General features: G+C 62.7%; 23 protein-coding genes. 13 read left to right on the plus strand and 10 right to left on the minus strand.

The annotated features are described in order from the left end of the window. Positions 1-6 precede the first annotated feature (6 nt). The gene (gene arsB, locus AC3WMA_RS25730) at positions 7-1,071 is read left to right on the plus strand and encodes an ACR3 family arsenite efflux transporter (RefSeq protein WP_492288101.1); all 1,065 of its coding nucleotides are present in this window, start codon (positions 7-9) and stop codon (positions 1,069-1,071) included. Between the two features lie 316 nt (positions 1,072-1,387). Here the strand turns inward: arsB and AC3WMA_RS25735 are convergent, their stop codons facing one another. The 5 genes from AC3WMA_RS25735 to AC3WMA_RS25755 all read right to left on the minus strand — a co-directional run bounded on the left by AC3WMA_RS25735 (position 1,388) and on the right by AC3WMA_RS25755 (position 6,793). Next, positions 1,388-2,557 carry an MFS transporter gene (locus tag AC3WMA_RS25735; protein ID WP_492288102.1) on the minus strand — a complete coding sequence of 390 codons (1,170 nt, stop codon included), beginning with the start codon at positions 2,555-2,557 and terminating at the stop codon, positions 1,388-1,390. Between the two features lie 53 nt (positions 2,558-2,610). Beyond that, a complete protein-coding gene (locus tag AC3WMA_RS25740) occupies positions 2,611-4,008 on the minus strand; it encodes an NAD(P)-binding domain-containing protein (RefSeq protein WP_492288103.1) in 1,398 nt (465 codons plus the stop codon). Between the two features lie 51 nt (positions 4,009-4,059). Continuing rightward, positions 4,060-4,377, minus strand: a complete 318-nt coding sequence (locus AC3WMA_RS25745) for an ArsR/SmtB family transcription factor (RefSeq protein ID WP_492288104.1) — start codon at positions 4,375-4,377, stop codon at positions 4,060-4,062. Between the two features lie 221 nt (positions 4,378-4,598). Further along, positions 4,599-6,035: an ATP-binding protein gene (locus AC3WMA_RS25750; RefSeq protein WP_492288105.1), complete on the minus strand. Its 1,437-nt coding sequence runs from the start codon at positions 6,033-6,035 to the stop codon at positions 4,599-4,601. Further along, positions 6,032-6,793, minus strand: coding sequence for a response regulator (locus tag AC3WMA_RS25755; protein ID WP_492288145.1), 762 nt, complete (start codon positions 6,791-6,793; stop codon positions 6,032-6,034). The genes AC3WMA_RS25750 and AC3WMA_RS25755 overlap by 4 nt, the downstream gene beginning before the upstream one ends. 448 nt (positions 6,794-7,241) lie before the next feature. On the opposite strand from AC3WMA_RS25755, the gene AC3WMA_RS25760 reads away from it, so the two are divergent. The 7 genes from AC3WMA_RS25760 to AC3WMA_RS25790 all read left to right on the plus strand — a co-directional run bounded on the left by AC3WMA_RS25760 (position 7,242) and on the right by AC3WMA_RS25790 (position 13,181). Beyond that, the gene (locus AC3WMA_RS25760; RefSeq protein WP_492288106.1) at positions 7,242-8,711 is read left to right on the plus strand and encodes a TolC family protein; all 1,470 of its coding nucleotides are present in this window, start codon (positions 7,242-7,244) and stop codon (positions 8,709-8,711) included. Between the two features lie 14 nt (positions 8,712-8,725). Further along, positions 8,726-10,162: a multicopper oxidase family protein gene (locus AC3WMA_RS25765; protein WP_492288107.1), complete on the plus strand. Its 1,437-nt coding sequence runs from the start codon at positions 8,726-8,728 to the stop codon at positions 10,160-10,162. A gap of 36 nt (positions 10,163-10,198) precedes the next feature. Next, positions 10,199-10,681, plus strand: a complete 483-nt coding sequence (locus AC3WMA_RS25770; protein ID WP_492288108.1) for a cupredoxin domain-containing protein — start codon at positions 10,199-10,201, stop codon at positions 10,679-10,681. Positions 10,682-10,706: 25 nt separating this feature from the next. Beyond that, a complete protein-coding gene (locus AC3WMA_RS25775) occupies positions 10,707-10,985 on the plus strand; it encodes a copper-binding protein (RefSeq protein WP_492288109.1) in 279 nt (92 codons plus the stop codon). Between the two features lie 558 nt (positions 10,986-11,543). Continuing rightward, the gene (locus AC3WMA_RS25780) at positions 11,544-11,867 is read left to right on the plus strand and encodes a hypothetical protein (RefSeq protein ID WP_492288110.1); all 324 of its coding nucleotides are present in this window, start codon (positions 11,544-11,546) and stop codon (positions 11,865-11,867) included. 79 nt (positions 11,868-11,946) lie between these two features. Next, positions 11,947-12,294, plus strand: a complete 348-nt coding sequence (locus AC3WMA_RS25785) for a hypothetical protein (RefSeq protein WP_492288111.1) — start codon at positions 11,947-11,949, stop codon at positions 12,292-12,294. Next, positions 12,291-13,181 carry a hypothetical protein gene (locus tag AC3WMA_RS25790; protein ID WP_492288112.1) on the plus strand — a complete coding sequence of 297 codons (891 nt, stop codon included), beginning with the start codon at positions 12,291-12,293 and terminating at the stop codon, positions 13,179-13,181. Before AC3WMA_RS25785 ends, AC3WMA_RS25790 begins: the two co-directional genes overlap by 4 nt. A gap of 18 nt (positions 13,182-13,199) precedes the next feature. Here the strand turns inward: AC3WMA_RS25790 and AC3WMA_RS25795 are convergent, their stop codons facing one another. From AC3WMA_RS25795 to AC3WMA_RS25810, 4 genes are all read right to left on the minus strand, one after another. After that, positions 13,200-13,397 (minus strand): DUF1289 domain-containing protein, encoded by a 198-nt coding sequence (locus tag AC3WMA_RS25795; protein ID WP_492288113.1) that lies wholly within the window; start codon positions 13,395-13,397, stop codon positions 13,200-13,202. Further along, positions 13,394-15,400 (minus strand): heavy metal translocating P-type ATPase, encoded by a 2,007-nt coding sequence (locus tag AC3WMA_RS25800; protein ID WP_492288114.1) that lies wholly within the window; start codon positions 15,398-15,400, stop codon positions 13,394-13,396. The genes AC3WMA_RS25795 and AC3WMA_RS25800 overlap by 4 nt, the downstream gene beginning before the upstream one ends. A 17-nt stretch (positions 15,401-15,417) precedes the next feature. Next, positions 15,418-15,693 carry a metal/formaldehyde-sensitive transcriptional repressor gene (locus AC3WMA_RS25805; protein WP_492288115.1) on the minus strand — a complete coding sequence of 92 codons (276 nt, stop codon included), beginning with the start codon at positions 15,691-15,693 and terminating at the stop codon, positions 15,418-15,420. 228 nt (positions 15,694-15,921) lie between these two features. Next, complete coding sequence (locus AC3WMA_RS25810; protein WP_492288116.1) at positions 15,922-16,830, minus strand: LysR substrate-binding domain-containing protein; 909 nt, start codon at positions 16,828-16,830, stop codon at positions 15,922-15,924. A gap of 79 nt (positions 16,831-16,909) precedes the next feature. Here AC3WMA_RS25810 and AC3WMA_RS25815 point away from each other — a divergent pair, with 79 nt between their 5' ends. The 5 genes from AC3WMA_RS25815 (at position 16,910) to AC3WMA_RS25835 (ending at position 22,286) form a co-directional block, all read left to right on the plus strand. Continuing rightward, the gene (locus tag AC3WMA_RS25815; RefSeq protein WP_492288117.1) at positions 16,910-18,112 is read left to right on the plus strand and encodes a trans-sulfuration enzyme family protein; all 1,203 of its coding nucleotides are present in this window, start codon (positions 16,910-16,912) and stop codon (positions 18,110-18,112) included. Positions 18,113-18,147: 35 nt separating this feature from the next. Continuing rightward, a complete protein-coding gene (locus tag AC3WMA_RS25820) occupies positions 18,148-19,176 on the plus strand; it encodes a transporter substrate-binding domain-containing protein (protein WP_492288118.1) in 1,029 nt (342 codons plus the stop codon). Positions 19,177-19,248: 72 nt separating this feature from the next. After that, on the plus strand, positions 19,249-20,364 hold the full coding sequence (locus AC3WMA_RS25825; RefSeq protein ID WP_492288119.1) for an amino acid ABC transporter permease: 1,116 nt from the start codon (positions 19,249-19,251) through the stop codon (positions 20,362-20,364). Positions 20,365-20,367: 3 nt separating this feature from the next. Then, on the plus strand, positions 20,368-21,471 hold the full coding sequence (locus tag AC3WMA_RS25830; RefSeq protein ID WP_492288120.1) for an amino acid ABC transporter permease: 1,104 nt from the start codon (positions 20,368-20,370) through the stop codon (positions 21,469-21,471). 98 nt (positions 21,472-21,569) lie between these two features. Further along, positions 21,570-22,286, plus strand: a complete 717-nt coding sequence (locus AC3WMA_RS25835; RefSeq protein WP_257731984.1) for an amino acid ABC transporter ATP-binding protein — start codon at positions 21,570-21,572, stop codon at positions 22,284-22,286. Between the two features lie 120 nt (positions 22,287-22,406). On the opposite strand, the gene AC3WMA_RS25840 is transcribed toward AC3WMA_RS25835, so the two are convergent. Beyond that, positions 22,407-22,766: a hypothetical protein gene (locus tag AC3WMA_RS25840; protein WP_492288121.1), complete on the minus strand. Its 360-nt coding sequence runs from the start codon at positions 22,764-22,766 to the stop codon at positions 22,407-22,409. Between the last annotated feature and the right edge of the window lie 133 nt (positions 22,767-22,899).

Below are 22,899 nucleotides of genomic sequence, written 5' to 3' on the forward strand. Positions count from 1 at the left end.
GTCGCCATGTCCACCTTCGAACGCTACCTCACCCTCTGGGTCGCGCTGTGCATCGTCGTCGGCGTCGCGCTCGGCCATGTCATGCCCGGCGTGTTCCAGGCCATCGGCGGCGCCGAGATCGCCAAGGTCAACCTGCCGGTCGCCGTGCTGATCTGGCTCATGATCATTCCGATGCTGCTGAAGATCGACTTCGCCGCGCTGGGGCAGGTCGGCCGGCACTGGCGCGGGATCGGCGTGACCCTCTTCATCAACTGGGCGGTGAAGCCCTTCTCGATGGCCGCGCTGGGCTGGATCTTCATCGCCTGGCTGTTCCGGCCGTGGCTGCCCGCCGACCAGATCGACAGCTATATCGCCGGCCTCATCATCCTTGCCGCGGCGCCGTGCACCGCGATGGTCTTCGTCTGGTCGAACCTGACGAAAGGCGAGCCCCATTTCACGCTCAGCCAAGTCGCACTCAACGACGCGATCATGGTCATCGCCTTCGCACCGATCGTCGGGCTGCTGCTCGGCCTGTCGGCGATCACCGTGCCGTGGGGAACGCTGGTCCTCTCGGTCGTGCTCTACATCGTGGTCCCAGTGATCGTCGCCCAGGTCGTACGTGGCCGGGTGCTGGCAAATGGCGGTCAGGCCGCCCTCGATCGCCTTCTCGGACGGCTCGGACCGGTCTCGCTGGTCGCATTGCTCGCCACCCTCGTGCTGCTGTTCGGGTTCCAGGGAGAGCAGATCCTCGCCCAGCCGATGGTGATCGGGCTGCTGGCGGTTCCGATCCTGATCCAGGTCTATCTGAACGCCGGGCTGGCTTATCTCCTGAACCGGATCGCCGGCGAGCAGCATTGCGTCGCGGGACCGTCCGCCCTGGTCGGCGCCTCGAACTTCTTCGAGCTCGCGGTAGCCGCGGCGATCAGCCTGTTCGGCTTCAACTCCGGAGCCGCCCTCGCCACGGTCGTCGGCGTCCTCATCGAGGTCCCGGTGATGCTGACCGTGGTCTGGATCGTGAACCGGTCGAAGGGTTGGTACGAGCGCGGCGTTTCGAGAGAGCAGCACCTGGCAAATCGGCGCGGCGCGCCTTAGATTTCAGTCGCTCCACGGCGCGCCGCGCGCCCGTCGTGAAGCGCGCCGCCACGTCGGTTTGCCGGGCACAGGTGCAACCGCTCTGCCGTTCCCGGGGCCACCGTTCCGGTCGGCGAGATCGCCAACCATTGGCCGGTGATTGTGAACCTCTTTGCCGGAAGCCTGATTTATGCCTGATTCGACGCCGGATGACCGAGCAGACCGGGCGGCTTCTCAGCAGGCAGCGTCATGACGAACCGGGCCTGGGGCCGCAAGCAAGGAAAATCGGATGGTTCACGCAATGGCATGAGGTTTTCCTTGATTCTCGGAACGGAGTTCAGCGCAGCTTGCGCGCCAGAGCGTACATTGCAGCCGCTGCCAGCCCGGACAGGGCGACCAGGAGCAGCGTGCTCGGCATCAATCCGGCACGTTCGAGCAGCATGGCGAAGAGGAGCGGCGCGGCAGCCTTAACAACGAGCCCGGGTGCGGAGAGCTTACCCAGCATCGCCCCATAGCCGGCGGGACCGAAGAGCTTCAGCGGAACTGTCCCGCGCACGATTGAACTCAGGCCCATGCTGATGCCATAGAAAATCGCGAACAGACCCGCGAGCCCGGCCGCGGGTCCGCCGATTGTCAGCAGAACGAATCCGACCGGCATCAATGCGGCGGAGGTCCAGGCCGTCGTTACCGGATCGACCGACGTGCCGAAGAGCATCTCGACCAACCGCCCAGCAACTTGCGAGGGGCCAACCATTGCACCAATGCCGACAGCGACGGCTGCGCTCAGCCCAAGTCCCTGAAGCAAAGCCAGCATGTGCACTGACATTGCCGACATGACGAAGCCCTGAAGCGAGAATGCCAATGCCAGCAGGGCGAAGGCGCTCCGTCGAGCGTTCCCTTCAAGATACCTGACCTGCGAGGCATCTGCGTCATCGGCCCTGGGCGCGGAACTCGCTGCGCGATGGACCGGCCCCGGCAGCAGCAACTGATGCAGCGGCGCGCATAGAGCGATCTGGACGACCGCGTAGATTCGGTAGATGTCGCGCCAGTCAAAGGAGTTGAGCAGGGCAGTCGTCAGCGGCCAGAACAGCGTCGATGCGAAGCCTCCGATCAAGGTGAGTTGGCTGATCGCGCGCCTTGCGCCTGGGCCGCGTGCCTGCGTCAGCGCCGTGAACGCTGCATCATAGAGGACGAGGGTCGAAACGATCTCCAGGGCGATCATGGCCGCGAAATATCCAGCCGGACCGCGCGCCTCCGCCAAGCCGAAAAGCGAGAGGCCGGCAAGCACCGACCCCAAGGTCATCATCAGCCGGGTGCCGTAATGATCAATCAATCGCCCAGCGACGGGCGCAACCAGTCCGCCGATCAGCAGCCCGGCAGCGAACCCGCCATATGTCCACTCCGGGGACCAGCCGAAGCTCTCGGTCATCTTCGGAGCCAGTACGGCGAAGGCGTAGTACAGGCCGCCATAACCAGCGACCTGCGTGACGCCGAGCGCCGTGATCAACGCGAGACCGCGCCCTCCGGTGGGAGCGGGTATAGGCAGCGACAGACTGGACATCAGGCTTCGGCCGTCTCACGGGTGGTTTCGCGGGAGCTGGACGAGCATCCGCATCCCGCCTTCCCGGATTGCTTGGCAACCGCGTCATCGGCGCAGCAGGCATCGACGGCCGCAGGAGCGGGGCCTCCACAGCAGCTCGATGTCGAAGCCGAAGGCCCGCCGGGCGTCGCGCTGCAAACACCGGTCTCGGGCAAGACGAGCTCGACGCGCCGGGCCGCAGCGTGATCGCCGGCGAGTTCAGCCACGATCGAGCGGACTTGTTCATGCCCCGTCGTGAGCAGGAAGGTCGGCGCTCGGCCATAGGACTTCATGCCGGCGATGTAGAAGCCCGATTCCGGATGGGCGAGCGCAGCGGCACCGTGCGGAGGCACCGTGCCGCAGGAGTGGACGTTGGGGTCGATCAGCGGCGCCAGGCTTGGCGGGCATTCGAGCGCGGGATCGAGCTCGACGCGCAACTCGCGCAGCAGAGCCAGTTCCGGGCGGAACCCGGTCGCGACGATGAGTTCGTCGACGGTGATGGCCTGCTTGCTTTCGTCGCTTGAGATCAGGCGCAGACCGGAAGCATCACGTTCGATCTGTTCCAGCCGAAAGCCGGTATGGGTCCTGATGCGGCCCTGCTTGACGAGATTCGCCATCTGGAGACCGAGTTCGCCGCGGGCGGAGAGCTGGTCGGCGGCACCGCCACCAAATGCCTTCGCCAGGATCGGCCCCCGATAGAGCCAGGCGATCTTGGTCGCGGGATGCTCGGCCTGAAGCTCGGATAGCGCGATGAGGGTGCCGATGGCCGAATGGCCTCCGCCCAGCACAGCGACCTGCTTCCCGGCATAGCGCGATCGGGCTGCTCCGGAGATGTTCGGCATCCCGTAAGCGATATTCTCGGTCGCTTCGATCTCGCCGATCGCCGGCAAGCCGCCAACCCCAGCCGGGTTCGGCGAAAACCAGGTCCCGGACGTATCGATGACGGCATCGACGGCCAGGCTCGCGAGCGTATCGCCGTCGCGATAGCGCACAAGCAGCGGTGCTGCCTCGCGGCCATCCGTCTTCACCTTGTCGAATCCTGCCCGTGAGATCGAGATCACCTCGGCATTGAGCTTGATCCGATCCCGCAGCCGTTCGGCCAGGGGGGCGACGTAATGCGAAACAAGGTCACCGCCCGTCGGGTAACTATCCGGGTCGGGGCGCGTCCAACCCGTCGCCTCGAGGAGACGTTCCGCCGCCTTGTCGATGTTGAAGGCCCAGGGCGAGAACATCGGAACATGGGCCCATTGCCGAATAGCGTGTCCGGCCGTCGGTCCTCGCTCAAGGACGACGGGAGACAAGCCGCGCTCCAGCGTATGAGCAGCTGCTGCGAGACCCACCGGACCTGCTCCGATGATAGCGACAATTTTCACTGCCATCTTTCTCTCCTGCCGTTATTCTAGAAATATTGAAATAGAAGGCCTGGCAACTCACGCGGCGCTCTGGTTAGAGCTGCACTGGCTGTCGACGCAGCATTCGGCGACGAGAAATTCGACGAGCGCATTCATCCGGTCGTAGTTCGCGCGGCAGATGAGACTCGTCCCGTCACGCTCCTGGCTGATTAGCCCGACGATGACGAGCGCTTTCACGTGATGGGAAAGCGTTGAGGCGGCGACCTCAAGTCGTTGTTGGCACTGGCCGACGGACAACCCCTCGTGTCCGGCTCTTACGAGAAGACGGTAGAGCGAAAGCCGCGTCGGATTGCCGAGGGCTTCGAGTTGAGCGGCGGCGTTCTGGGTCGTGAGCATGAAGGGAGTTTGGCGCGAGCCTCGCATCGAGTCAATTCGTGTTTCCAGAAATATAGAAATACGAGATGCCCGGCTGGCCAGACTGGTGGACGGCCACTGACACACAAGGTGAAATGACTGTCGCAAATTGAGCGGGCATTGATTCGATAGAGCAGGTTGAGGGCAGACCTCAGCATTCCAACTGGTCCAGCACGCGCTGCCCTCGGCTCCATGCAGCTAGGTCAAGCGATCTGCCTTTCAGGAGCGATGCCACCGACCGACTCTCCGGGAAGAGAATTTGGCGGTCGGGCTTTGATTTGATGCGCTTTGGACAAAGTGATCGTTACGCATAGGCCGCCGTTCGCGCGGTTCGCCAAACTGATGTGCCCGCCATGAGTCTGGATCACGGATGCTGCGATGGTGAGCCCCAAGCCCGTGCCGCCAGTCTCACGTCCGCGGGATTCCTCGAGACGGACGAAAGGCTGAAACACCCGCTCCATATCTACCGGTGGAATGCCCGGGCCTTCGTCTTCGACGGAAATAATGAGGTGGTGATCGATCTCTGAAATCGTAACGCTGGCCGTCTCGCCATATTTGATGGCATTGCTGATAATGTTGGAGAAGGCCCGTTTGAGGGACAGGACGCGTCCCAACACCGGAGCGGAGGCGACCCCCGTCAACGAGACCCGATGCCCCTGATCGATATGCTCATCGACGATCGTCTCAATGACCGAGGCGAGGTCGATCGGCCGGACCACTTCGCTGGAGACGCCGCCACGCAGATATTCCAGCGTCGAGTCGATCATCGCCTCCATCTCCCCGAGGTCGGCGTCGATCAAATCGCGGGTCGCTTCGTCGTCGAGGAATTCCGAACGGAGCCGCAGTCGTGTGATGGGCGTTCGTAGATCATGCGAGACCGCTGCCATCGCCTGCATGCGCTCCGTGACGAGACGCTGGATGCGCTCGCGCATGGTGTTGAAGGCTCGCGCCGCCCGGCGCACCTCGATCGGGCCGTTCTCGGGAAGCAACTGAGGTGTCTGGTCAAGGCTGAAGCGCTCGGCCGCGATGGCGAGATCGCGTAGCGGCCGCGTCGCCCAGCGCAGCAGAAGCAGGGCGACGACGACGATGCCGACGCCGAAGCAGATCATGACAGCGACCACGCTCCACTCGATGTGTTGGGTGGACCCGAGGGCGGAGGACGAGAAATTCACCCAGGAGCCATCGGTCAGACGCACAGAGACCAGCATCATGTGCCGATAGGCATCGGCATTTCCACTTCCCAATGCACCGTCATCCGCGAAGCCGACACGGAATGACTCCGCGGCAAGTTCGGGCGCCAGCTCCTTGAGGCGCGCCTCCATGAGCTGGGCCCGTTCCGTCGCTGGCGCGTTGCCGAGCACCAGGCTGACTTTGCTCCAGTGAACCTCAAGGCTGGCACTCGACAGATCGTGGGCGACGCGATCGCGCTCCGGCGCATCAAGAGTGCTTGCGATTGCTCGCTTGACCGAAACAATGTGCTCGGCGAGGCCGCGGTCGCGTGCCGCCATTGCCAAGCTCTCGAAGCCGACGCGATAAGCCCAGAAGCCGAGCAAATGAAAAGCTAGGAGTGCGGCCACCAGGATCAGGATGGCGCGGCTGGCGACCGTATCAGGCCAAAGCCGTTCGATGTGCTTTCTCACGCGGATTGTCCTTCCCGTATGCGGACCTCCGAAGCGAGTATATAGCCGGCACCACGGACGGTTTTGATGAGCTGGCTGCCATTCGTCACCGCTTCGAGCTTGCGCCGAAGCCTGCTGATTTGGACGTCGATGGTGCGATCGAACGGGTCACCGCTGCTTCGCGCCTTGGCAAATTGCATCAAGGCTTCTCGCGACAGCACGCGGTTGGCGTGCTCCACAAAGGCGACGAGAAGGTCGAATTCACCGGTTGAGAGATCGACCAGCGTCCCCGCAGGGGATTGCAGCTCTCTGCGACGAAGGTCCATCGACCAGCCATCGAACATGACGATCTCGGAACGTCGGATTTCAGTGGCGTTGCGTGAGCGAGTGCGGCGCAAGACGGCTCGAATCCGCGCCAGCAATTCGCGCGGGCTGAATGGCTTGGTCACATAGTCATCCGCCCCGCCCTCGAGGCCGACAATACGATCGCTCTCCTCACTGCGGGCAGTCAGCATGACGATGGGAACCTGGGACGTCATGCGGACATCACGGCAGAGCTCGACACCGGATCGACCTGGCAGCATGAGGTCGAGCACGATCAGATCGATGGTGATGCGGGCAACGACATCCATCATCACGCGCCCGTCCGGTGCTCCGGTGACCTGATAACCATGGCGCTGGAGGAAACGTGAGACCAGAAGTCTGATCTGCGGATCATCGTCTACCACGAGGATATGCCCGTGATCTTCGGCAACGGTCTTGATTGGATCTTGATCCATCTTTCGCTCGGCTTCCCAGAACAGGCTTGTCCTGTGCTGCCGCTTCTCACCTTGCGGCGATTTCACAATAGCGCGCTTATCGCGGTGCCGCCCGCGTTGCTTTGATACAATTTGTAACGGACGCCAGCGGCAAAGCGCTGCTACCCCCATGTCGTCGAAACATGGGGAGCCGAATCGTGACGTTCGTGAAGGTGCCGTTGCTGGCAGGCATAGGACTGGCATTAGGCGCCTGTTCGCTGACACCCGTTCCAGACCACCTTGCCAGGCCAGCTGATCCGAATGTCCGTGTCCCTGCCGCCCCCTACAGCAGCGTGACCGCGGGCGCAGCCACATTCCGCCCGGCTGATCCTAAGGATTGGCATGAGCTCAACCGCAATGTCGGCCCCAAGTCATGACGTCGCCTGCAGGATCCATTTCAGCGATTGAATTTACTCGGAGAAGGGCCGTCTTGACCGCTTCAGCGATATCGAATGCCCCTCGTCTGTTCCGCTTCGGGCTGCTCGCAGGAGCGGCGGCCCTGCTGGGCGGCTGCGCGAGCTTTTCCGCCGATGGCGGCATGGGCACGATCCAGTCTGCCACTTACGCTGATATCGCCAAGGATGTCGTGAAGGTCGGCGACGACCAGGCTGCGCTCACGGCTAAGGCGCGCGTCGATCAGCTGCTGCGCAAGCCATTGACGGCGGGTACCGCAGTCCAGGTCGCGCTTCTCAACAATCGCGGCCTGCAGGCTGCCTTCAACGAGCTCGGCATGGCTGAGGCCCAGATGGTGGCAGCCAGCTTGCCGCCCAATCCGCGGTTCGGCATCTCGAAACGCTCGGGCACCTTCGAGCTTGAGATCGAGCGCCAGATCGCCGCTAGCCTGCTGGCGCTCGCGACCCTGCCGGCAAGGGCGGAGATCGCCCGCGATCGCTTCCAGACTGCGCAAATGCGCACCGTTGAGGCGGTGCTAAAGCTGGCGGCCGATACCCGTCGTCAGTATTACCGCGCTGCCGCCGCCAATGCCCAGGTCACCTTCTACCAGGAGGCGAAAAGCTCGGCCGACGCGGCCTCCGAACTGTTCAAGCGGCTCGGCGAGACCGGCGGCGTCAACAAGATCGACCAGGCACGCGAATTCGCCTTCGAGGCCGAGCTGACCGTTCAGCTCGCCCAAGCGCGACAGTTGCAGCGCCAGGAGCGCGAGCGACTGGTGCGCCAGCTCGGACTTTGGGGCGATGATCTGAAATTCCGGGTCGGGAGCTTGCCCCCGCTACCGCAACTGCAATCCGTGAAGGCGATCGAGGCTGAGGCTTTGCGTAAGCGCGTCGATCTCCGGATCGCACGTAGCGAGCTCGACACGCTGGCGAAGTCGCTGGGGCTTACCCAGGCGACGCGCTTCGTCAACGATGTCGATCTGCTGGGACGCCGGACCTACGATCGCGGGCGTGTCATCACGGAAGATGGCCATGTCGAGCGCGAGACCAGCCGCAGCCGGACGCTGGAACTCGAGATCGACATCCCGATCTACGATTTCGGCCAGTCGAAGGTCGCTCTCGCCGAGCAGACCTATATGCAGGCTGCAAACAAGCTGGCGGAGAAGGCGGTCAACATCCGCTCGGAGGCGCGGGAAGCCTATACCGCCTACCGCGCCAATTACGACATCACGCGCCAGTACCAGAATAACGTCCTGCCGTTGCGCAAGATCATCCAGGAGCAGTCGCTGCTGCAGTACAGCGGCATGCTCACCGACGTCACCGACCTGATCGCGGATGCCCGCAGCCGCATCCTCTCGAATGTCGCCGCAATCAATGCCCGCCGCGATTTCTGGATCGCCCATACCGATTTCAAGCACGCGCTGATAGGCGGCGGCAGCGGGGGCGGGGGCGGGGGCGCGGCAACCGTGGCAGCGGCGAGCGGCGGCGACGCCGGCGGCGGGCACTGAAGGAGCTTCCAAACATGACACCCCTATCCCGCAGAGGTTTCATCGGCTCGTCCGGGCTTGTGCTGGCCGGCGCCGCCGCCGTCTCGGGCCGTAGCGCCTTCGCGGCCGTGCCCGAAGCCCCGACCATGACGGAAGCGACGACGCAAGCGCCGCTCGTTCCGACCACGGGGCCGGATTACCAGCCAGTTGCAACCTTGAACGGCTGGTCGCTGCCCTGGCGGATGAACGGCGACTGGAAGGAATTCCATCTCGTGGCCGAGCCGGTGGTGCGCGAACTCGCGCCCGGCATGAAGGCCAACCTCTGGGGTTATAACGGCCAGTCGCCGGGGCCGACCATCGAAGCGGTCGAGGGCGACAAGGTCCGCATCTACGTCACCAATAAGCTGCCGGAGAACACGGCCGTCCACTGGCACGGCCAGCGTCTGCCCAATGGCATGGACGGCGTCGGCGGGCTGACGCAGCCGCATATCCCGCCGGGCAAGACCTTCGTCTACGAGTTCCTTCTCCGACGCTCGGGCACCTTCATGTACCACCCGCATTCGGACGAGATGGTCCAGATGGCGATGGGCATGATGGGCTTCTTCGTCGTCCATCCGAAGGATCCGGCCTTCCGCCGGGTCGACCGCGACTTCGTATTCCTGCTCAACGCCTTCGACATCGAGGCTGGCTCTTATGTGCCGAAGGTCAACACCATGACCGATTTCAACCTGTGGTGCTGGAATAGCCGCGTGTTTCCCGGCATCGATCCCCTCGTCGTCGGCAAGAACGACAAGGTCCGGATCCGCTTCGGCAACCTGACCATGACCAACCACCCGATCCATATGCATGGTTACGAATTCAAGGTGTCGTGCACTGATGGTGGCTGGGTCGACCCTGCTGCGGCCTGGGACGAGGTCTCGATCGACTGTGCCGTCGGCCAGATGCGCGCCTTCGATTTCGTCGCCGACGAGCCAGGTGACTGGGCGATCCACTGCCACAAATCGCACCACACGATGAATGCCATGGGGCATTCGGTGAAAACCTATATCGGCGTGAACAAGAAGGATTTGGCGAAGCGCATCGCCAAGATCGCGCCGGGCTACATGCCGATGGGCTCGAACGGCATGGGCGAGATGGGTGGCATGGAAATGCCGCTGCCCGATAACACCCTGCCGATGATGACGGGTTTCGCCCAGTTCGGTCCGGTCGAGATGGGAGGCATGTTCTCGGTCGTGAAGGTCCGCGAGGGCCTAGCGAAGAACGACTACAAGGATCCGGGGTGGTTCAAGCACCCGGAAGGTACGGTCGCTTTCGAACACAAGGGCCAGAAGCTTGCGGATGCGCCGCGAGGAACGTCGTTGGATAGCGGCGTCGAGGCTACCGAATGGCGTGTCAAGGATCCGCGGAAACCGAGCCTCGGACCTGATGGCAAGCCGCTGCCTGCCACCAAGAACCCGCATTCCAATCACTGAATTGGCGACAAACTAAACTCACCCCTGGAGAGATACATGAAGACAGTGACGTTCAAATTGGCCGCGATTGCCCTTCTGATGTCGGCCGGCGCCGCCTTGGCGGGCCCCGGCGCGGCGGGGCATGGCCATGGCACCGAGACGGCCTATGGCAAGCCGGGTGATCCCAAGAAGCCGGCCCGGCCCGTCCAGGTTGTCATGAGCGAGAAGGACGGCAAGATGACCTTCATCCCCGACCGGATCGAGATCCGGCGCGGCGAGCAGGTCCGCTTTCAGCTCCGCAACAACGGCGAGCTGGATCATGAGCTCGTTTTGGCCACGCTCGAGGAGAACCTCAAGCACGCCGTCGAGATGCAGAAGAACCCCGACATGGAGCACGACGATCCGAACGCCAAGCGGCTGGCGCCGAAGAAGACCGGCGAGATCGTCTGGGCGTTCACCAAGCCTGGCGAGTTCGACTTCTCGTGCCTGATCCCCGGTCACCGCGAAGCGGGCATGACCGGCAAGGTCATCGTCAACTGAGTGATATCAGCGAAAGGATCCTCCCATGCTGAAGACTGCTGCAACCCTCGCTTTCCTGATCGTTGCGCTGCCGGCCGTAGCGCAATCCGTCAACGGCACCGTCACCAAGGTCGATGATGCTCAGGGCAAACTCACCATCAATCACGGCCCGATCAAGAATCTCGACATGGATAGCATGACCATGGTGTTCAAAGCCGGAGATGCCGGGATGCTGAAAGGACTGAAAGCCGGTGACAAGATCAAGTTCGACGCCGACCGCGTCAACGGTCAGCTCACGGTGACCAAGCTCCAGAAGGCCAAGTGATTCCGATGCGCGGCAAGGCGTGAAATCGCCTTGCCGCGCATCGCGTCGTTCCCAATTACTGTTTCAGCCAAACCGGCATCCTGTCGCCGAACTCCGGCGATCCTCGTTGGGACAGCAGGTGCATTGTCTGACGAGAGCACCAGGGCGAGCCGTCAGACGCTACGCCCCCATCATTCAGAGAATGAGACAAGTTGAAAGGCGAGCCATGCGATTGGTCTTGCTGATGATTTCTTTTGCGCTTGTCGCTCTTCAGGCGCGAGCGGACGACGGTGACCTGCAGCGTGCTCTGAACGGAGCATCCTGCCCCACTGCCAAGATCACACGCCTCAGTCCCATTGGAAAAAGTGAAGTTTATGAAGCGAACTGCTTCGGTAGGCGCATCGAGATCGTCTGCATGAGCGGGCGCTGCTCCGCGTCGGCTCCATCTCGCAGCCGGGATGATCCGAAATGAACGCCCCGCGGACAATTTCACTGCCTCGGCGAAGAGGCATCATGATCGGGAAATGCCTGAGGTCAGCGCGAATGCACCCGCTTTTGGCGCTTTGTGGGGTGGCTGTCGTGACGCTCTTCATCGGGCAGGCGGAAGCGCAGTCAGTCAAGATCGTCGGAATCGGCGCCGCAAGCTGCCAGTTTTTCCTCCAGGAGAGCAATGGCAAGCCGGAGGTGGAAAGAAATTTTTTCGCCTGGGCACAGGGCTACATGAGCGGCTTGCTGCTGCGGGCGCCTCCGGGAAGGGATGAGGATCTCGATCTTGAGCCGGACGTCTATCCGTTGCTCAAGCAGGCCGAGTTCCTGCGGAGCTTCTGCACGCGTAACCCCGACGCCGATTTCAACGATGGGGTGAACGATCTCTACCGCACGCTTCGAGCTCCCTCGAGCTGAGCCCGCGATTTTACCCTGAAGCTAAGGCAAATGGCGCCGACATCGGCGGCGTCGTTACCGAAGATTGAGTTCAACAGACGTGTCCGCGACGTTCCAGTTTATCCACGATCTCGGCCACCGGATCATGGGTCTCGATTATCCGCACGGCCACTGGCTGATCAATGTCGCAGCAACGCTGTTGTTCGTCGTTGCGCCGGTATGGACGCTCTCGATTGGGCTGCGACTTGCCTACCGGAGCTATAAGGCGAAACGCCACCGGCGCGCCCGGCTTGTTGCGGCGACCTCGCGCGCCCCAGAACGTCCCGCCGCCAGCGAGCCCACGCGGTCGCTGGAATCTTACATTATCCGAGCAACGGCAAGACCGCAGGTGAAACTCGTGTCAATCATGCTCTCGCCGGCGCGAGTGATAGTGGGCACGTCGACATGACGCTGCTTGGCCTACCACTGGACCGCATGGCGCTCCTGTTTGCGCTCTGCGCGGGCTACCTCGGCACCCTGACCTTGAACGGCCTGATCAAATACGTTGCCATGCGCATCCGTGGCCGGGTGAGTGAGCGCCTAGTCCGCAGGCTTCGGCTCGGTGTCCTGCGCCGCGCACGGGCGGGCACGAGCGCCGAACAGCGGGCGCATCTTTCGGCGGTAGTAGTCCAGGAAGTCGAACCGATCGGGTATTTCGGCGGGAGCCTCGCCGTTGTCCCGGTCATTCAGGGCGGGGCCCTGCTGACCAGCATTCTGTTCCTGCTGATGCAGAATCCGGCACTGGCTCTGGCGGCACTGCTGATGTTGCCGCTGCAGCTCACGATTCTACCAGGCTTGCAAAAGCGGCTGAATGCGAAGGTGCGTGACAGGGTCCGTTCAACACGGAAGCTCGGTGGTCTCATGGTGGCCGACGGATCAATTTCCAATCCCCATGGCTCACATGCGGCAGGCAGCCGGGCAGATGTATCACGCCTGCGCCATCAGATGCGAATGACCGCGGCCCTCGAAACGATCCGGGTCGAGATCAACGATCTGAAAGGCAGGATCAAGGGTTTGTACAATTACACCTCTAATCTGACGCCGTTTTTTTTCTTCACGATCGGTGGCTACCTCGTTGTGAGAGGCCAGTTGTCGCTCGGCGCGCTCGTTGCCGCTCTTGCCGCTTATCGGGAAATCTCGCCCGCTTTGCGGGAGCTGTTCGATTTCATGCAGAATTGGTCGGACGCGAAAGCCCGCTTCAGCGAGGTCACCCGAGCCATGGTGCAGGTGCGTACGATTCCGATGGCGACCGATGCTTCTCAAATCCCGCTTCGTCGTGAGCGCAGAGCGGGCTGAGGAGTCGCGGAGCGGCACCTACTCGATGATTGCACGCCGCGTGGCCACCTTGGCTTCGCGTCGCCGTCGCTCTGCCAGAATCTGGCGACGCTTGTGGTCAGTAAGCTTGCGCCATCGGCGGATCTCTTCCGTCGTGCGCAAACATCCGACGCACAGATCCGCCTTGCGATCGAATTTGCAGATATCGAGACATGGTGACGCTATAGCCAAGGTCACACCTGCGCAGATTCCGGCTTCAGATCCGGCGTCGCAGAGACAGTCTTCTCCGGCGTTGGCAGGAGGCGGGCCGAATTAAGGATGAACACCAGCTCCGACACGACATGGATGCCGGCTGCCAGCAGTGGGTTCAAGAAACCGAACGCTGCCAGTGCGATACCAAGCGTATCGACACCGATCGTGCCGGCAAAATTCTGCCAGATGATACCGCGGGTGCGCCGGGCCACGGCGACCGTCTCAACGAAGCGCTCGAGGTCATTGCCTAGCAGCACCACATCAGCGCTCTCCTGCGCGACATCGGCACCTGAACCCATCGCAACGCCGACATTGGCTTCGGCAAGCGCGGGGGCATCGTTGACGCCATCGCCGACCATGGCGACCTTGCGATTATCCGCGACGAGGGCCCGGACGCGTGCCAGCTTGTCTTCCGGCAGCAGTTGCGCTTCGACCTCCTTGATGCCGAGCGCCGCACCGACAGCGTCCGCGACGCGACGCGCATCGCCCGTGAGCAGCACCGTTCGGATACCCATGCGGTGCAAGGCTTCCACCGCTCGCTTTGCCTCGGGCCGCACGGTATCTGCGACTGCGATGGAGCCCAGCAAGCGCCCGTCACGGGCGACAAAGACTTCCGAGCCAGCCAAGCCGATTTGGCCGGAAACTCCCGCTGGCACGCTGATCCCGTTGTCGGTCATCCAGGCTTGGCTGCCGACAAGGATCGTGGCGCCAGCAGTTTTCGCGGTGATGCCGCGCCCCGGCGTGTAGGCAAAGCTCAAGGGCTCGATCGCGTCGCGACCCTGCTTGCGGGCATGGGCGACGATCGCCTTGCCCAGCGGATGCTCAGAGCGCAATTCGGCCGTAGCTGCGGCATCGAGCAGTTCATCAGCGCTCACGCCGGCGACGGGGAAAACCTCTTGGACCTCCGGGCGGCCGAAGGTGAGCGTCCCCGTCTTGTCCAGCACGACCGTGTCGACCTGACCCAGGGTCTCGAGGTGGACACCGCCCTTGACGATAGCGCCAAGGCGCGCGGACCGGCCGATGCCTCCAAGGATGGCAAGTGGTGTGCCCGCGGCGATACCGCAGGCGCCGGCAACGATGATCACCGAGATCGTGGAATAGATGTCGCGGGTGATCAGGAAGGTCAGGATGGCGGCGCCGAGCGCAAAATAGACGAGATAGCCCGCCATGCGGTCGGCCAGACGTTGGACCGGCGCGCGGGATTTCTCGGCCCGTTCGACCGCCTCGATGATCTTGCCGTAGCTCGTGTCGCGACCGATCCGTTCCGCGGCGACCTCAAGCGCGCCGGACTGGTTGATGGAGCCGGCGAAGACGTGGGCACCCGCCGTCTTCTCGACCGGCATGGATTCGCCCGTGATACGAGATTCGTCGACAAATGAATGGCCGGACAATACGGCGCCGTCGACAGGAATGCGCCCGCCTGGAGCGACCATGATGGCGTCGCCGACCGACAGCTCTTCGGCGGAGATCGACTGGATCGAACCGGCACGGCGCACCGAGACCTCGCGCGGCAGGAATTCCAAGAGGTCGCGGATCGCTTTGCGACCGCGGCCGACGGTCAGGCCCTCCAGGACCTCGGCGACCAGCACAAACAGGGTGATGACCAGCGCCGTGAAGAATTCGCCGATGGCTGCGGCCGCAACGATCGCGATCGTCATCGACAGTTCCATGGTCATTCGTCGTTCGACGACGTTCTCGACGGCTTCCTTGAGGATGGGCCAGCCGCCGATCACAAGGCCGATGACGCCGATTATGCTGATTGCTGCGAATGGCTCCCATATGCGGAGCCACACGGCCGCCGCCGCGACAGCGACGAGCGCGATGCGAACGGCCTCGGACCATTCGAAGGGATGGTCGTGATCATGCCCGTGCTCGTGGTCATGATCATGATCGTCATGGTCACGCGGATGCGCCTCGGTGGCCGGTGCAATCGTGCGTGCCTCCGCAGCATCCGCGAGCGTCCGGCTATGGGTATTTTGGACTGTCATGACGGCAGCCTCCGATCCTATTTGAGATATGCGCGTACGACGTCGATGAGTTCGGCCGCGCCTTCATTGCGTTCGGTCTGCGCTAGCGCGTGATCCGCCACGTGCAGCAGAATGTGATCTTCGACGACCTCGGCCATCAGGCCGTTGATGGCCCCCCGAACGCCCGCGATCAGTTGCAGCACCTCCGCGCAGCCCTTCTCGTCTTCAAGCGCGCGCTCAACGGCTTCCATCTGGCCGCGTATGCGGCGCACCCGGTTCAACAGCTTCGTTTTCTCGCGGGTGGTGTGCGACATGCGGGTCTCCTATATCTCCCTAAATAGGGTACCCCCCTATATTATTCAACGGCCATTTCGTCGATCGGCTTGGCAAGCGCAATCGAGGCACCTTGGCGCCGGGGTCCGACATCAGGCCTTGAGCTGCGGGCGTCCATGCCACCGCACGGTAATGCGCTAGCCAGGCTCAATCGGAGTGAGATCGAGTGTAGTGCTCGTCGGGGCCACGGCGTTGGCGTTCGCGAGAAGCTATCTCGCGCTCTCCTCCGAAACCGCAAAGGCGTTCCGGATGGCATAGAGCTCGGCGATGAACGCCGAGACGAGGCGGGAGTTCGCGCTGCCGGGCGGTCTGAGGAGGAGCGCCCTGAAATGCACTGCCGGCTCGAAGGGGCGGACGACAATGCCCTGGATCATCTTGTCTGCGATGATGAACGGATTGACCAGACCTATGCCGAGGCCTTGGGAAGCCAGGATGGCGATGGTCACGCCATAGGGCGTTTCCACCAGAATGCGGGGCTGGACGCCGTGTTCCGCAAAGATTTTGTCCATGGCGAGCCGCACGGTGTCCTCCGGTGCGAGCGCCAGGAAGCCCTCCTCGTCCAGGTCCGCAGGTGTGATGACATCCCGGTTTGCCAGAGGGTGTCCCTGCGGGATGACGCAGACGGCGCGAGGCGTGGTGAACACACTGTGCAAGACACCATCAGTGTCGATCTCGTCGGCTGCCAGACCAATGTCGAAGCTGCCTGAAGCCACCAGATCGCGAACGACGTTGGACGTGCGGACTTGATAGCTGATCCGCACCTGCGGATGCTTGCGCGAGAATGCCGTGATCGCCCGTGGCACCAGACCATGTCCCAGGGCCGACAGGCTGGCGACGCGGATTGTCCCGGCGCCGACTTCCTTGATCTGAGCTGCACGCAGCTTGAGGCGGTCGAGCCCGACCAGATTGGCCTTCACTTCGGCATGGAAGAGCAGGGCTTCCCGGGTCGGTACCAGGCGACCCCGGATGCGGTCGAAGAGGCTGAAGCCGAGTTCGGCCTCGAGCTTGGCAAGGGAGCGGCTGATGGCCGGCTGCGACGTGCTGAGCAAGGCAGCCGCCGCTCCGGCGCCGCCGCTGATCATGATCGCATGAAAGACGTCGATGTCGCGCAGGTTCATGAGATAGCCATATCAGAAATGGATCGACTCTATCGATGCGGCCATAGATGGCAATGTTAGCGCGCGCTAGCGTCAGCCCATGACGAAATCCGACGACACCTCGCACATTCATCCGCCCGAGCGTTCGCGCCAGCCATTTCAGGCAGTGGCAATGCCGGTTGAGCGCGCTTCAACGATCGTTTTCGACGATCTCGATGCATTCGAGAAGCGGGCCGAGCGCGTCTATGACGGGTTTAGCTATGGGCTGTACGGGACGCCGACAAGCCGGCTCCTCGAGGACCACATTGCCCAGCTCGAAGGGGCGGCGAGGGCGCTCGTTGTGCCGTCGGGCATGGCGGCGATAACGCTGGCGACAATGGCGGTGTGCCGGAGCGGCGACCGGATCCTGATGCCTGAGACACTCTATGGGCCGGCTCGGGACATGATCACTCGCTTCCTGGGGCCACTCGGCATCGGGGCGCAATCCTACGACCCACGGCTCGATGCCGAAATTGCAGAACTTCTCGACGACCGGACGCGGTTGGTCTGGGTGGAATCGCCGGGGTCGGGGACATTCGAGGTTCAGGACGTGCCTGCGATCGTCGCGGCGGCCCACGCGGTGGGCGCACTGGTCGCCGCCGACAACACCTGGGCGTCTCATCTGCTGTTCAAGCCGCTAGCTCACGGCGTCGACATCAGCATGCAGGCGCTGTCGAAACATGCCGGCGGTCATGGTGATCTGCTCATGGGCTCGCTCGCCGTGCGCGACGAAGTTCTGTTCCGGCGCCTGAAGGATACCGCGCGTTTCCTCGGCTACGGCGTCTCACCGGAGGATTGCGCGCTGTGCGAGCGCGGCTTGATGACCATGCCGGTCCGCATGCGCCATGCCGCCGCAAGCGCGGCCAAAATCGTGAGCTGGCTGTCGCAGCGCCCCGAGGTCGCTCGCATCTTGCACCCGGCGATGCTGGACCACCCCGGGCATGCGGTCTGGAAAAGAGATTTTTCCGGTGCGGCCGCCGTGTTCTCTGTGGTTCTCCGACCGGAGCTTGCGCCCTTCCAGTCCGAAATCCTCCGGCGAATGCGGTTGTTCAAGCTCGGTGCGAGCTGGGGCGGCGTGCATTCGCTGGTTGCCGTCAACGACCCGCGGAAAGGTCGGACCAGCCTTGACTGGCTGCCATCCGGACCCGTCTGGCGATTGTCGATCGGGCTGGAAGCGCTCGATGACCTGATCACTGATCTGGAGCAGGCCTTAGCCGTGCCTGCTGCAGCTTCTGCGACGGCAGGCCGCAAGGCAGCTGAATGACTGCAAAGAACCAAAACAGGGGAATGGAGATAACCATGACAAGATTGAAAGTGCTGCTCGGCGCGGCTCTTGCCGCCGCCGGACTGACCGCAACTATCAGCGGAGCCGGCGCGCAGAGCGTCGTGAACAAGATCAAGCAGCGCGGCTATGTGAGCTGTGGGGCGAGTCAGGGTGTGCCCGGCCTCTCGCGGCCTGACGAGAACGGCTACTATCGCGGCTTCGATTCCGACATCTGCCGGACCTTCGCGGCGGCCATCCTCGGCGACAAGGACAAGATCCGCTTCGTGCCGCTCAATGCCGGCCAGCGCTTCCCGGCGCTGCAGACCGGCGAGATCGACGTTTTGTCGCGGACTTCGACCATCACCCTCTCGCGCGACACCGTGGTCCGCTTTGTCTGGATCACCCTCTACGACACCGATGGCCTGCTTGTGCGCAAGGCCGACAAGATCACGGATCCCAAGCAGCTCGCCGGAAAGACGGTGTGCCTCCAGGGCGGCGGCAGCCTGACCGAGAAGGCGATCGAGGAGACCGAGGAAGAGCACGGGATCACGATGAAGAAGGTCTACTTCGACTCGACAATTCAGGCGCGCGACGCCTTCTTCGGCGGCCGCTGCGATACCTATGTGACCGATGGCACGGCGGCCGCCGGCCAGCGGGCCTCAGTGGCCAAGAACCCGGACGACTATGACATCATCAAGGTGGGCCATGCAGCCGAGCCAAACGGCGTCGCGGTCGCGCGCGGGGACGATCATCTCTTCGACATCACCCGATGGACGATCAATGCTCTGCTTTGGGCCGAGCTCCATGGTATTACCGCCAAGAACATCGACGAGAAGCTGAAATCGGGATCGAGCGAGATCAAGCGGGTGCTTGGTCAAGAGCCAGGCTTCGGTAAGCCGCTCGGGCTGGATGACAAGTGGGTCTACAACGTCGTCAAGCAGATGGGGAATTACGCCGAGATCTGGGACAACAATCTCGGGAAGAATAGTCCTCTTAAGGTCGACCGCGGCCTGAACGCGCTCTGGAAGGATGGCGGGCTGAACTACCCTTACCCCTGGGATTAGGCGAAGTCTGGGGGGAGCGGAACGAGCGCTCCCCCTGTTCCATGGCGCATTCAAAAAGAAGGGGAAAGCGGCATGCTCAGCGATGCCAGGACGAGATCGATCGTCATTCAATGCGCGCTGGTGGCGGGCGTCTTCGGCGCAGCGATCCTGCTCGTTACTACGACCTTCGCGAATCTGCAGGCGCGCGGCATTCCAATCGGGTTCGACTTCCTGACGATGCCGTCCCGGATCGTGATCTCCGAGGCAATCCTCTCTTACAAGTCGCGTGATCCGTATTACTGGGCGATCGTCGTCGGCCTGGCGAACACGATCTTCATCTCCGCGCTCGTCATTGTCTTCTCGTCGGCGCTGGGGCTGATCGTCGGCGTCACCCGGCTAAGCAGCAATCCGCTTGCCTCGGGCATGTGCCGCATCTGGGTCGAAATCGCGCGCAATTCGCCGCCGATAGTCTTGCTGATTTTCCTTTATTCGCTCTGGTGGAAGGTCCTCCCGCCGGTCACCGAGGCGCTCAATCCGGTTCCGGGCGTCTTCGTCTCGATGCGCGGCGTCATGGTCCCGAGCGTTCACATCAACATAGCAACTGCAGGCGTGGTCCTGATCCTCGTTGCCGGCGCGGTGGCCCTCGCTGCTCGGGTCGCCGGTAGCCTGCGCAAATTTCGCTCCGTCCTGAGCTGGACTGCGGTTGCCGTGCTTTTGGTCGGCCTCTGGATAGCCGATGTCGGCTTCTCGACCGATTGGCCGGTGTTCGCGGGCTCGAATTTCCGGGGCGGACTGGAGTTAACGCCGGAACTCAGCACAATCCTGATCGGCCTCACGATCTATACGACCGGCTTCATCGCCGAGATTGTGCGCGGCGGCGTCTTGTCGGTCGGGCGGGGGCAATGGGATGCCGGCCGTTCGGTGGGCCTGTCCCGGACCCAGATTCTGCGGCTGATTGTGATCCCCCAAATGCTGCGGGTGATCGTGCCGCCGCTCAACAGCCAGTACATCAACGTCGTCAAGAATTCGACGCTGGCGATCGCTGTCGGCTACCCGGATTTCCTTGCGGTGATGAATACCATCATCAGCAAGTCCAGCCATTCGATCGAAGGCGTCTTCATCATCCTGGGCGTCTATCTCGCCTTGAACCTGACCCTGTCGAGCGCGGCCAACTGGTACAACCGCCGCATCGCGATCGTGGAACGCTGATCCGTGAAGACGATTTCACTCCCTCTCTCCGAGACACCGGCGTCGGTGCAGGCCTGGTCAGCCCCGCTCCTGGCCTCGCTACGCAGGACCGCCGGGCTCCTGTTTGGCTCGCCGCTGAATGCTGTTCTGACGCTGGCTTTCGGCGCAATGCTCACTGTTGCCCTGCCGCCGATGCTGCGCTGGATGGTGCTCGACGCCGTGCTGTTCAATCCCGATCCGGCGGCCTGTCGCGCCGCGTCCGGCGCCTGCTGGAGCTTCATCTACGCCAAATCGGGCCAGCTGCTGTTTGGCATCTACCCGGTCGAGGAACGCTGGCGGCCGGCTCTGGTCTGCTTGCTGATTGTGGCCTTGCTCGGCTGGTCAGTTCGGCCGGCGAGCTGGACGCCGCGCCTGGTAGGCTTTTGGATGGCAGCGCTTGCGCTGATCGTCTGGCTGATGGGCGGCGGCCTCGGGCTCGAAGAGGTTCCGACCTCGGCCTGGGGCGGCCTGCCGGTGACGCTGATCCTGACCGTTGTCGCGATTGGAATCGCCTTTCCGGTCGGCATCCTGCTGGCGCTCGCGCGCCGCTCTGCCATGCCTGTCGTCAGGATCGGGGCGGTGGTCGCGATCGAGTCGATCCGCGGCCTGCCGCTGCTCTCGATCCTCTTCGTCGCCTCGATCATGTTGCCGCTCTTCCTGCCGGAGGCGCTGCTGCCCGACAAGTTCGTGCGTGCGCTTGTCGCCCTGACGATCTTCGCGGCGGCCTATCTCGCCGAAGTCATCCGCGGCGGGCTGCAGGCGGTCTCGAAGGGCCAATACGAGGCCGCGGCCGCGCTCGGCTTGCCGTTCTGGCGCACGCAGTATCTCGTCATCCTGCCGCAGGCGATCAGGGTGGTGATCCCGGCGCTGGCTAACACCATCATCGTGATGATCAAGAACACCAGCCTCGTGCTCGTGGTCGGGCTCTTCGACCTGATCAGCTCGGGCAAGGCCGCTCTGGCCGATCCGGCCTGGCCGTCGCCGGCCGCGGAAACCTTCCTGTTCATCGGCGCGATCTTCTTCGCCCTGTCCTTCTCATTCGCGCGCTTTGCCGATTTCCTGGAACGGCGCGGTCCCGTTGCTCATTAGGAGACGTCACCATGACCTTGGCCCTGGCCGAAATTGGGATCGGCTCCCGCCCCGCGGCGCTGAAGCAGACCTCACTGAACACCGCGACCGCCGTCGAGATGATCGGCGTCAACAAGTGGTACGGCGAGTTCCACGTCCTGCGCGACATCAACCTGAAGGTCGGTCGCGGCGAGAAGCTGGTCATCTGTGGCCCGTCCGGTTCGGGCAAGTCGACGATGATCCGCTGCATCAACCGCCTGGAAGAGCATCAGAAGGGCCAGATCATCGTTGATGGCACGGAGCTCACTAACGATCTCAAGAAGATCGACGAGATCCGCCGCGACGTCGGCATGGTCTTCCAGCACTTCAACCTGTTCCCGCATCTGACGATCCTCGAGAACCTGACGCTGGCGCCGATCTGGGTGCGCAAGATGCCCAAGAAGGATGCCGAGGAGATCGGCATGCACTATCTCAAGCGCGTCAAGATCCCCGAGCAGGCTCACAAATATCCGGGCCAGCTCTCGGGCGGCCAGCAGCAGCGTGTGGCGATCGCTCGCTCGCTCTGCATGAGCCCGAAGATCATGCTGTTCGACGAGCCAACCTCGGCGCTCGATCCGGAAATGGTCAAGGAAGTGCTCGACACCATGGTCTCGCTGGCCGAAGAGGGCATGACCATGCTCTGCGTCACCCACGAGATGGGCTTCGCCCGCCAGGTCGCCGACCGCGTGATCTTCATGGATGCCGGCCAGATCGTCGAGATGAACACGCCGAACGAGTTCTTCAAGAACCCGCAGCACGAGCGCACCAAGCTCTTCCTCTCGCAAATCCTGCATTGAGGGAGTCGCGAACGTAGGGCAGGCTGAGCTCGACTGAAGCGGTTCGACCCTTTCCGAGATAGGAGATGGGGCAAGCACTCATTACCAGGCGATCGCCGGTGGCGGCTCGCTATAGTCGCGTCATTTGGGGACATTTTCTGACGGGTCTGCAATCTGTTCCGTTGCCCGGACGATGCGTTTGATGGGGCTGATGAAGTCCGGAATATCCACTAACGCCAGAAGTAGGCCTGCAATCCAAAAAATATTCATGTGCGTGAACATGGCCAGCAACCCCAGCACACATACGATCTGCAGTTGAACCTTATTATGAGCAATGCGGTCCGGCAGGGCGTGGAGGCGCAAATATAGAATACCCGTAGCCAGGGTGAAGATGACCAAAAATATGCCCATCGCAATTATGAGCCAGTCCATTTGACCGGGGCCGATGAGGAATGCCGGCAAGTGAGTCGAAGCGGCTGCTGGATGAATGGCTTGGCTCATAAGTCGTCCGATGCTGGAACTGGTGAGCTTTGCGAAGCAATCTAACATCTGCCGCTCGCGCAGCTATTGTCCCCTTGGACAAGATACTCGCGCTCACCAGCCCCGCGTTTGGCGCTCTCAGAAAGCACTCGAA

The organism is Allobosea sp. FW305-C-101, assembly GCF_058783685.1.